The organism is Streptomyces sp. NPDC053673 (assembly GCF_055585225.1).
Window position 1 is genome coordinate 208,884 of the sequence record NZ_JBVJKN010000013.1, and the last position, 9,270, is coordinate 218,153.

The window sequence follows — 9,270 nt, forward strand, 5'->3', positions numbered from 1 at the left end:
ACATGAACGACGAGTTCTCCATGCCGAACCGGGAGGCATCATGCGTCCGAACCGACGCGCGGCACAGTCCAGGATCTCGATGCGGGCGATCGCGGTCATCGTCGCGGTCTGCGCCGCCGTGACCACCTTGCTCATAATGGTGCGGGGCGGTGACGGCGAAGCAGCGGCCAGTCCGGCGGTTGCGGGGGTTCCGCGCCACGGCAGTGGCCATTCCGCCGGCTCCGACGCGTACACCGGCACCGACGAGACCGGTACGCAGACGGCAGCGTCGGGTCCGCAGCCGGTGACGGACGTGGACAGGACCTTCCTCGTGAAGGTGCGGCAGGCCGGACTGTGGGAGATCCCGGCGGGCCGGCTGGCGCAGACCCACGCCTCCAGCGAAGCCGTCAAGCGCGCCGGACTGCACTTGATCGACGGACACAGCAAGCTCGACCAACTGGTCCGCGAGGATGCCAGGATCCTTGGCGTCGAGCTTCCTGACCAGGCAACTGCCGAACAGCAGGACTTCGTCCGGCAGATGGAGAACGCCCGAGGAGCCGAGTTCGACCGCATCTTCGCCAATCTGCTGCGTGCCTCGCACGGGAAGATCTTCGCCACGATCGGTGAGGTCAGGGCGGCCACCCAGAACGACCTCATCCGCCGCCACGCACGCCAGGCCAACCAGACTGTCCTGGACCACCTCGAGGTTCTGGAGGACACGGGGCTCGTCGACAGCACCACCTTCCAGGAAGTCGAAGCCGCGGTGACGACGAAGTAGGGGATTTCTCCCGGGCTATGGGTCGGAAGCTGCGGTGAGTGAGTCCGAACCCTGGAACTCTTCTTTGCACTGTGCAATCCTCCTTTGCGAGGAGGGCCCGGCGGATGGTCGACCCCTGCCCGGGAGCTCGGCGCTGGCACGGTGACGCAGCTCGACACGGCACGTCGGCCCATCACCCGAGCCCTCCTCGCCGGCGGACTCCGGTCGGCGAGAAGCCTGTCCGAGGTGGCTCACTCTGTCGTGAGGCGACCTCGGCACGGGAAGACGGTGTCTGCCATGCTCGAACAACGGGGCCGTCACACCAATCGCGTGGCATCGTGCGAGCGTGCCTGCCATGTGTCGGGCGTCAGCCGGTAGGAGCGCACGACCGTCACCACACAGGCCGCCACGAGGCCCAGAGCAACACCTGCCGCCTCCGTGAGCGGCTGTGCGGGATCCCCGGACGCCTCCAGGCCCCGAGGGGGGACACGCCCCTTCGGGTCGTACACCATGCCGATGAGGTCACCAGGACCTGTTGTCTTCTCGCATCCTCGCCAGATCCGCACGGAAATCGGCGTGCCGTCGGCCTGCCGCACCGCGCAGTAGCGCCTGCTGCCGGAGGATCCGTCGTCCCGAGTCGCGACCGATGTCACGACAACGTTCTGCACCTCGCCGCCCCAGATCAACACTGCCTCGGCGGTGGCCCGGGGCGCGAGGAGTGCCAGAAAGGCCCCCAGCGCGGCCACCGTCCCGATCAGTGCCCGTCCTGCCCCGATGGCGACGAGGAAGATCGCGAGCCCCAGAGCGACGAGCAAACCAGCTTCTCCCGTCCGCAGAGCCGGCGAACTGGTCAGGATCCCGGTGATACCGGGCCCGGCGACGGCTGCGGCACCGACCAGCCCAACCGCCAGTCCCTCCGCTATCAGCCAGCCGGGAGGGCCCCCGAAGTACTCGGCCGGCCCCCACAGCGCTGCCTTGATCGGCCCCGCATGCCGTGACTGGATCCGGCCCCTCCCGCTCTGCATCTCTGCATTATGCAAAACAAGTCAAGGCGTACATCCGCTCGACCTCCGGACTCTTGCCTGGTACCGCCGGACGCACCGGAACCGGGCGTGTCGCTGGCCGGACAGGCCGTCCCGGTTTCCGCGGCCGCCTCCAGCGCCCCGGTCACTCGAACCATCCGCCCCGGCGTCCGACTCCCGCCACCGTGGCCCGAGCTGAGCATGCCTCGTCGCCGATGGACTCCGGGGGCAGCATCAGAGGCAATAAAGGGGCGGACAGATTGCCGGTGAAAGGCAGTGAAAGCTGACGTTCGCGCGAGGCCATCCGGTCATCTCGGGGGATCACCTGCGATCAGGGGAGGTGCGCGCATGGGATTGCCGACGCCGTGCTGTGCGGTCGGGGCCCACGCGGGGGCAGCCTCGTGGCTACCGGTAGCCGAGCGTCGTCATCATTCCGGACTCCGAGTGGTAGACGTTGTGACAATGCAGCATCCACAGCCCTGGGTTGTCCGCGTCCAAGTCCATTACCAGCTTGTGGTGCGGCAGCACCACGGACGTGTCCTTGCGGGCGCCGAGGGAGTCAATGCCGGCCAGGCCGTAGGTGTGGCCGTGCAGATGGACGGGGTGCCACATGTCCGTGGCGTTGATGACCACCAGGCGCACCCGCTCACCGCGTTCGATCTTGTGAATGCGATCCGGCGAATACGGAATGTGGTCGATGCCCCAGTCGAATTTCTCCATGCTGCCGGTCAGGGTGAGTTTGAGCTGACGGTCCGGTCTGCGCCGGTCCATCGCGACCGACTCGTGCGGGCGCAGCCGCCGGGCCGACACCAGCACGTTCCGGTACAGCTCCGCCGGACGCACGGACGGCTTCGGCGCAGCGCCGCTGCCAGCGCGTAGGACGGCCATCGCCGCCCCGCGCTTGCCCTCGGCAAGCGCGGTGAACGGGAAGACCCCGCCTTTCACCGTGACAAGCGCGTCGTACCGCTCGGCCATGCCCAGGAGCAGCGCGTCCACCCTCTGGTGCTGTACGGGGAAGCCGTCGCTGTGGGTGATAGTGAGCTGGTGGCCTCCGAGCGCCACCCGGAACGGCGTCTCAGCAGCCGCGTTGATGATGCGCAGCCGGATGCGTTCACCCGGCTTGGCCTTGAACTGCGTGGGGTCGTCCGCAGTCCGCCCGTTGACCAAGTAGTGCGGGTAGTCGACATCGCCCGCGTGCCCGCCGAGCAGCCCACTGACGGCACCACTCATCAGTTGGTACGTGCCCTCACCGCCGTACGGCGGCGCCGAACGGCCCCGCAGACCCGGCGGCTGGGCCCAGGCCGGCCCGTACCCGGCGTCCACACCTCCCGCGGGCCGGGAGGGCTGGTCACCGCGCTCACGCCAACCACGATCGTCGTGGTGCTCGTCCTCGTGACCCGAGCCGTGCCCCATCGCGGGTTTGCCCTTGCGGAGCTGCGCGAACACGTCCTGCGGGGTCGAGCCGTTCACCCCGTCGATCCAGTCGTCCAGCATGATGACCCACTCCCGGTCGTAGGAGAGGGACTCGTTGGGGTCGTCCACGATCAGCGGTGCGTAGAGCCCGCGGTCGAGCTGCAGGCCCAGGTGGGGGTGGAACCAGTACGTTCCGGCGTGCGGGACGTGGAAGCGGTACGTGAACGATGTGCCCGCCCGGATCGGCCGCTGTGTCACGTCCGGCACGCCGTCCATGTCGTTGCGCACGGCGACCCCGTGCCAGTGGACTGTGGTGGCCTCGGGCAGATGGTTGTTCAGAGTCAGCTGGAGCGTGTCGCCTGCGGTGATCCTGACCTCTTGGCCCGGCAGATGGCCGTTGTACGTCCACGTCCTGACGGTGTGCCCGCCACCCAGATCGACCGTGCTCGGAGTGGCCGTGAAGGTCAGACCCCGCGTCAGACGCTCGGGGCTCGGCGTCCCAGCAGGCGCCGCCTTCTCGCTGTCCGGAGGCAGGGCAGAACGCGCGGGCGCGGCGCCCGGGGCTCCCTCGCGGCGACCGATGTCGGGTGCACCGCCCGAGCAGGCAGCGAGCAGTCCGGATCCCCCGGCAGCAATCCCGGCACGGAGCACGGCCCGACGGGGGTGAGAGGTCGGACGCGGGTGTTCCTGCGTGTACATGGCCCTCCTGTCGGTTGAACATGCGCCACCCCGGTCGGGGGACCGGCCCTGGGCGGGTCTGGACGCAGGGACATGAGCAAAGCCGATGTGCGGACACAGCCTCGCCCTACTTCTCGGGCCCGGGCCCGCGCCGCTGTCGGACACCCGCAGCGCATTTCCCGTCCGCGCACACTGAAGCATGCGAGCCTGGCTCCGGACGGCCCCGTATGGCTGGCTGGGAGAAGCTCGAGCGCCCGTCCGAAGCCGGTCGTGAGGGCGACTCCTTCGAGCGTTTTCCGCACCTCAATGGAGCCGCCTGCACCTCGGAAGGATTGCATGGTGCAAAGGAATGATCCAGCAGCCGTGCGGGGTCCGTGAGACGTGTCGCCGGCCTACTGAGGCGTCAGGGCTGAAGAACACCTACTCATGGCTGGGGCTGGGCCACCACCGAGTCGATGCCCGGGGGCCGGGCGCTGCGCGGCGGCGACGGGCGCCGAGCGGGCTGAGTTCGAAGGCCAGCCGTCCCAGCGCAATAAAGGTGCCCTGCCCGAAGACAAGAATCAGCCATGCACCGTCGCGCCAGTACCAGTCCTCGGTCCAGGGCCGTGTGATCGCCAGCGTCACGATGAGATGCGAGATGGCGATGATGACGCCCGCCCGTCGCCGCCGGGGGCAAACGAGCGGCAGCATCGCCCAGAGCGTGGAGGCAAGAGCCAGCCAGGGGGCGACAAAGGCCAAGCCGAACATGATGGACCTCGATATCGGTAGAGAGTGCCAGTTACCGTCACACCGGCGGGCACGTTGTGCCAGCCCGGCGAGATATCGCCCGGATCACGATGCGGCTTCGTAGACCCACTGGGTTGGCCAGTCACATGCGGAACGAGCACGACGAAATCGAGCTTGTCAGCGCTCGTCGATCGCGAAGAGCCTCCCGATGGCGCCGGTAGGCGGTGCTTGATTCGGTACCAGCCGGACGTTCTAACCAAGGCGTGCATCCCCAGCCTGGTCTTGGGCCCCCGTGCCCTGACGGTGCCTGTCTGGATCGATCGTGCAACTGAATGTGAGACGTTCGCTGGCAGCCGTTGGAAACGGTCAGCATCGACGCCCCAGCAGACCTTCCCGCCCCTGGCCAGGCTCGGCCGGAGCCGCCTTGGGCAACCCGGTCCTGGCTCCGCTGGCCGCCCGTGACCGCGCCGACCTCGACCTGCTGGTCCGCCTCGCCGAGGACGACCCCACGGCCCTCCGCGACCGGCTCGCCCCCTACGCCCCGGATCCTCGCCGTGCTGCGCCATCTGCTCACCGCACGTGCGACCGTCCTCGTGGTCAACGAGGCATACATCGCCTCCGCCGCCCAGGACGACACCACCCGCACCGAGCCGACTTTCCAGCTCCAAGGCTCGTACCGCAACATGAACAAGATCGCCCAGCGCATCGTGCCCGTCATGAACGACGCCGAGCTTGCCGCGGTCATCGACGGCCACTACGCGGGCGAGGCCCAGACCCTCACCACGGCCGCCGAGGCGGACCTCCTCAAGCTTGCGGAGCTGCGCGGCACCCTCACCCACCGCCAGGCCACCCGCTGGGCAGAGGTCACGTCCGCGTACGTACGCCGGCAGGCCCTGGGCGGCCCCGAAGGGACCCCCTCACCCGCGCGGTCGCCGCCCTGGGCCTGCTCGCCGACCGGGTGGCCGCGGTGGAGTCGGCGATCGTGCGCGCTGCCGATCCCCGCTACGCGCTCGTCAATTCGGACCGGCGACACGCGGCGCGGGGTGGGGGTCGGAAGAAATGACTGAGCGCCCGTGAGCCGACGCGGGGTGTCAGAGCGGTCGAATGGTCCAGGCCGCCTTCTTCGCGGGCCTGTTCATCGTGATCGGCAACCGCCCTGGCGCGACTGTTGGGTCCCTTCGGGGGTTTCTTCCAGGCCGGATCGCCGCCCCTGGGGTGTCGCGGTGTGTCACACGGTCCGGGAGGCTCGCGGTGCGGCAGGTTCTGCTCCGTGCCCACCTTTCGATGGGTACGCCGTGCGAACCAGAGGGGTCTCATGGACGCCAGCGAGGGCGAACACAAGCACCTGCCTGGCGGCGCTCCCCAGAAGGGCGAGGAGCCGAAGGCCGGTGACGAAGGGCAGGACGTGCCGCGCAGCCCGACGACCCCTGCCCGAGTTCGAGGACGGGGCCGGCTTCGCTCCGCTGTGCCATCGGAGCCGCCGCCGGGTCCGTCCCGGCCGGAGTTCTGGCGCAGTCCGCTGCGGGGGCCGTGGCTGACCGCCGTATTCGGTCTGATTCTGCTGTTCGGGATCACGATCCTGTTCGTCACCGGCTTGCTGTCGTACGCCTCCTATAATCCCGATCTCGCGCGGATCAATGACGAGACGCCCAACAAGGGGCTGCTGGGCTTCTATCTCTTCTCGTGGCCGACTTCGCCGTACTGGCTCTACCGGGTCACTCAGGGCGTCCACGTCACGCTCGGTATCGTGCTGATCCCCGTGCTGTTGGCCAAACTGTGGTCGGTGATCCCCAAGTTGTTCGAGTGGCCTCCCGTGCGCTCGGTCAGCCACGGCCTGGAGCGGATCTCGCTGCTCTTCCTGGTGGGCGGAGCCGGGTTCGAGTTCGTGACGGGAATCCTCAACATCCAGCTGCACTACACCTTTCCCGGCTCCTTCTACGTCCTGCACTACTACGGCGCCTGGGTTTTCATCGGCGCGTTCGTCGTGCACGTGACATTCCGGCTGCGGCGCGCGCTCCAGGCGGTAGGGATCGGACGCCGGGGCGAGGGGAAAGCGGGGAAAACGGCCGCAACGGGCGGGGCCACGGCACCGGAAGCGGCGGACAGCATGGGGCTCGTCTCACCCGACCCGTCCGCACCGACCATCTCCCGCCGTGGTGCTCTGGGCCTGGTGGGCCTGGGATCCGCAGCGTTGCTCGTCGTGACAGTCGGCCAGAGCTTGGGCGGGCGGTTCCGGAAGACGGCTCTGCTCGCACCCCACGGCCAGGAACCGGGCCCCGGGCCGAACGGATTCCAGATCAACAAGACCGCAGCGTCGGTCGGGATCCGGGCGAGTGACATCGGTCCGGCCTGGCGGCTGAGCGTGCGCAACGGCAGCCGCCAGGTCATCCTGACGCGCGAACAGCTGCTCGCCCTTCCCCAGTCCGAGTCCGCGTTGCCCATCCAGTGCGTGGAGGGCTGGTCCACCACCGATCAGCTGTGGAGCGGGGTGCGGCTCATCGACCTCGCCGCCCTTGTCGGACTGGGGACGGACCCGCCGCAGCTTCTGGTCGAGTCCGCGCAGCGCGGCGGATCGTTCAGTTCGGTGGTCCTGCGGGACAACCAGGTCCGGGACCCGCGCTCACTGCTTGCGGTAGGGGTCAACAGTGCCACTCTCTCGCGCGACCACGCCTATCCCGCCCGGATCATGGTTCCCGGCGCTCCGGGGGTCCACAACACCAAGTGGGTTACCCGGCTCAGCTTCGGGGAGCCGGCATGAACCGCTTCCGCCGGCGCTACGGCGCCTCGCCGCTTCACCTGCTTCTCGTGCTGTGCTCTTTCGCCCTCGCTCTGTACGCCGGTGTGCGACTGCTCAAGGGCGACAGCCTGGGAGTGGCCATCTGGTTCGTCGGAGCAGCACTCCTCCACGATCTTGTGCTGCTGCCGTTGTACTCGGTGACCGACCGGGCGATGCAGCTCGTCGTCCAGAGGTCGGGCAGCCGAGGCCCGAGGCCGCCGGTGATGAGCGTGAACTACCTCCGTGTCCCCGCCTTCGTCTCTGCCCTCCTGCTGCTGGTCTGGTGGCCCCTGATCCTCCGCCAGGTCAGCCACTTCACTGCCGCCACCGCCCTGCCGGCCGACGTCTTCCTGGGCCGGTGGCTGCTGATCACCGCGCTCCTGTTCGCCGCCTCTGCCTTCTGCTTCGTCGTACGCACGTGGATGGTGTCCGGGCGGGTACGGCGGGCTGCCCGCGGTCAGGGTGCAGCACGCAAAGCGGCGAAGTGACGCCCTCGGGCAGAGGTCCACCGGTCCACTGCGCTCCAGCCCGCCGCCCGGGCGTGCCGGGTCAGAGCAGAGGTCCCGACAGTGGCCCAGGGAAAGCACGCATCGAGTGCGTAGTTGCCGTCGTGGATGCGAACCCGGTACCTGCCGTCGACGTCGTCGGAAGCGGTTTCGACAAGAAGGAAGCCCTGGTCGTGCACCAGATCCCGGATCCGTTCCAGCAGTTTCTGCGGGTCACCGCCTATGCCGATGTTCCCGTCGATGAGCATGGCCGTCCCCCACCGGCCCTCATCCGGGAGAGGGTCGAACACTGAGCGCCGCAGAGCGGCTCCGCCGCGGCTCACCGTCGAGTCGACAGCCGACTGGCAGACGTCGATCCCGAGTACGCGTCGGCCCCGCTGCGTAAGTGCTTCCACCAGCCTTCCCGCCCCACAGCCGATGTCGAGCACCGGACCTGTGCACCGCCGCAATACGACCAGGTCACAGGCATCGGCACGGGCACACCACCGCGCGACGTCCAACGGGAGCAGCCACCCATTCATGTCGCGCAGGGACAGATTCCCTTGACCGGAGCGCAGGGCCTCGGCGTAGGTGCGGCTGGTCCAGCCGGCCAGGGAACCGTCCGGATCCGCCGCTGCGCTTCTCACACTGGACACCTGGCAGCCTTTGCCGGATTGGGGTTCGATGCGGCATGGACCAGTGGGCACCTCACGACAGCAGGGCCGCAGCACGCCAGAACAAGCATGCTCAGGGGGCACGGTCGTCGGCCAGACATGGACGGCCGTTCGGGGACCTGCGCGGCATCCGCAGGTTGCTCTGTGCAGTTGGCGCCGCCTGCTCGGTCAGTCAGGTATATCCGAGTTACCGAGTTCGGCGAGTGTCGCGACCCGGCCCGGTGCGCCGGTCCGCGGACGCCGGTCGGCCAGTCCGTGGCGGACGAGTCTCCGCCACCGGGCGCGCCAGGCCCGTTCTCGGTGTCCGACCCGACGAGCACGGACCCGGCTGACGGCGGCCGACTTCGGCGAACCGCGATTCGAGGGCCTCTCTGCGCCCATGCACTTCGGGGCGGATGCCGGGCAGGCGTACGGGTTCATCTCCGGTCGGCTCGGCTGGCTGCTCGACGGCCACGACAATGTCGACCGGGACCGGGCCTGGCGGATCTGCGCGCGAGTCTCGATGCCCACCAGACCGCGAGCGGCGTGCTCTACGACTCGGCCGTCTGGCTCATCACCGCCTGTCACGCGTAGTTCGGCACACCGCTGCTCTACGCAGGCCATCTCCGGCTCTGGCGGCGGTTGTGCGGAGCACCAGTTTCCTGTCACCGGTATGAGCCGCACCTCCGTCCGCGCGCGGGACGCGCTTCAGCGGTGCTCGGGGTTCGGGAAGTCGTAGCGGCACCCGGCGTCCCACTCCGAGCGCCGGTTGCCGTGCGCG

Annotated in this window: 7 protein-coding genes and 1 pseudogene; 4 read left to right on the plus strand and 4 right to left on the minus strand. The window is 68.8% G+C overall.

Features of this window, described 5'->3' with window-relative positions:
• Window positions 1-40 precede the first annotated feature (40 nt).
• Complete coding sequence (locus ACZ6ZQ_RS20465) at window positions 41-757, plus strand: DUF4142 domain-containing protein (protein ID WP_469769918.1); 717 nt, start codon at window positions 41-43, stop codon at window positions 755-757.
• A 296-nt stretch (window positions 758-1,053) separates the two neighbouring features.
• Here the strand turns inward: ACZ6ZQ_RS20465 and ACZ6ZQ_RS20470 are convergent, their stop codons facing one another.
• From ACZ6ZQ_RS20470 to ACZ6ZQ_RS20480, 3 genes are all read right to left on the minus strand, one after another.
• Window positions 1,054-1,761, minus strand: a complete 708-nt coding sequence (locus ACZ6ZQ_RS20470) for a hypothetical protein (RefSeq protein ID WP_469769919.1) — start codon at window positions 1,759-1,761, stop codon at window positions 1,054-1,056.
• 402 nt (window positions 1,762-2,163) lie between these two features.
• Window positions 2,164-3,870, minus strand: coding sequence for a multicopper oxidase family protein (locus ACZ6ZQ_RS20475; protein WP_469769920.1), 1,707 nt, complete (start codon window positions 3,868-3,870; stop codon window positions 2,164-2,166).
• Window positions 3,871-4,269: 399 nt separating this feature from the next.
• Window positions 4,270-4,587 carry a hypothetical protein gene (locus ACZ6ZQ_RS20480; protein ID WP_469769921.1) on the minus strand — a complete coding sequence of 106 codons (318 nt, stop codon included), beginning with the start codon at window positions 4,585-4,587 and terminating at the stop codon, window positions 4,270-4,272.
• Between the two features lie 406 nt (window positions 4,588-4,993).
• Here ACZ6ZQ_RS20480 and ACZ6ZQ_RS20485 point away from each other — a divergent pair.
• The 3 genes and pseudogenes from ACZ6ZQ_RS20485 to ACZ6ZQ_RS20495 form a co-directional block, all read left to right on the plus strand.
• A pseudogene (locus tag ACZ6ZQ_RS20485) lies at window positions 4,994-5,638 on the plus strand (DNA repair ATPase); the annotation flags it as partial.
• A 252-nt stretch (window positions 5,639-5,890) separates the two neighbouring features.
• Window positions 5,891-7,333 carry a molybdopterin-dependent oxidoreductase gene (locus ACZ6ZQ_RS20490; protein ID WP_469769922.1) on the plus strand — a complete coding sequence of 481 codons (1,443 nt, stop codon included), beginning with the start codon at window positions 5,891-5,893 and terminating at the stop codon, window positions 7,331-7,333.
• Window positions 7,330-7,839: a hypothetical protein gene (locus tag ACZ6ZQ_RS20495; protein ID WP_469769923.1), complete on the plus strand. Its 510-nt coding sequence runs from the start codon at window positions 7,330-7,332 to the stop codon at window positions 7,837-7,839. The genes ACZ6ZQ_RS20490 and ACZ6ZQ_RS20495 overlap by 4 nt, the downstream gene beginning before the upstream one ends.
• Here ACZ6ZQ_RS20495 and ACZ6ZQ_RS20500 read toward each other — a convergent pair.
• A complete protein-coding gene (locus ACZ6ZQ_RS20500; protein ID WP_469769939.1) occupies window positions 7,809-8,378 on the minus strand; it encodes a methyltransferase domain-containing protein in 570 nt (189 codons plus the stop codon). The genes ACZ6ZQ_RS20495 and ACZ6ZQ_RS20500 overlap by 31 nt on opposite strands.
• Between the last annotated feature and the right edge of the window lie 892 nt (window positions 8,379-9,270).

Excerpts from the sequence above, each read along its gene's own strand:
- ACZ6ZQ_RS20465 (WP_469769918.1), top strand. The coding sequence starts at position 41 with ATGCGTCCGAACCGACGCGCGGCACAGTCCAGGATCTCGATGCGGGCG.
- ACZ6ZQ_RS20470 (WP_469769919.1), bottom strand. The coding sequence starts at position 1,761 with ATGCAGAGCGGGAGGGGCCGGATCCAGTCACGGCATGCGGGGCCGATC.
- ACZ6ZQ_RS20475 (WP_469769920.1), bottom strand. The coding sequence starts at position 3,870 with ATGTACACGCAGGAACACCCGCGTCCGACCTCTCACCCCCGTCGGGCC.
- ACZ6ZQ_RS20490 (WP_469769922.1), top strand. The coding sequence starts at position 5,891 with ATGGACGCCAGCGAGGGCGAACACAAGCACCTGCCTGGCGGCGCTCCC.
- ACZ6ZQ_RS20495 (WP_469769923.1), top strand. The coding sequence starts at position 7,330 with ATGAACCGCTTCCGCCGGCGCTACGGCGCCTCGCCGCTTCACCTGCTT.
- ACZ6ZQ_RS20500 (WP_469769939.1), bottom strand. The coding sequence starts at position 8,378 with ATGAATGGGTGGCTGCTCCCGTTGGACGTCGCGCGGTGGTGTGCCCGT.